Source organism: Roseibacillus persicicus, assembly GCF_014651675.1.
Classification (GTDB): Bacteria; Verrucomicrobiota; Verrucomicrobiia; order Verrucomicrobiales; family Akkermansiaceae; genus Roseibacillus; species Roseibacillus persicicus.
Window position 1 is genome coordinate 1 of record NZ_BMXI01000079.1, and the last position, 667, is coordinate 667.

Below are 667 nucleotides of genomic sequence, written 5' to 3' on the forward strand. Positions count from 1 at the left end.
GATGTTTGGAGTTCATGATTTCTCTGAGTTGATGCATTTGTTGATAAATGGGTTGAAGGACGGGATGAGTCTCGAAGAGTTCATCGAGTCTTTGTTTTTGTTTTGAGCTGAGTCGTTCCGGTGCTTTGCGCATGGCTGCGAGGTAACCGCGATTGCTTTTCAATGTGGGGGCGAGGAGACGAGCAAGTTGAAGGAAATGGTAGTTGAGGATGCGCACGACATGGAAGCGGTCGGCTACGATTTGGGCATTGGGAAAATGCATCTGAATGAGCCGTCGATAGGGACTTGAGAGGTCGATGCAGACGACTCGAACTCGGTCTTTTTCTTTGAGTTTACAAAGAAAATCATGAAGTTCGGCTTCACTGCGACCTGGTTGCACATCAAAGATCCGATGATTTTTCAAGTCACAGAAAGTGGTGCAGAAACGTTGCCCTTTATGGAGAGTGTGTTCGTCGATGCCGAGGTATTGGGGACATTTCAGGTCGATGCGTTCGGCTGCTTTCCGGCAAGTAAATTGCTGATAGATACGCTCGACGGTTGCTTCTCCGATAGCTTGCTTGTGAGCAATGGTGCGGGCGCAGACTCCCTGGTGGTGAAGTTCGTAAATGGACTGCCTGAAGAGTTCGGAACTTTGCCGGCCGGGCCTGATGCCCGGGAGTTCCGGGAG

The 667-nt window shown here is 50.2% G+C and carries 2 protein-coding genes; one reads left to right on the forward strand and one right to left on the reverse strand.

Annotated elements, in window-relative coordinates:
• The coding region (locus tag IE099_RS20950) for a transposase (protein WP_229809642.1) at positions 1-403 on the reverse strand (403 nt) is incomplete at its 3' end.
• On the opposite strand from IE099_RS20950, the gene IE099_RS20955 reads away from it, so the two are divergent.
• On the forward strand, positions 347-667 hold a 321-nt coding region (locus IE099_RS20955), incomplete at its 3' end, for a hypothetical protein (RefSeq protein ID WP_229809643.1). The two genes, IE099_RS20950 and IE099_RS20955, sit on opposite strands and share 57 nt — an antisense overlap.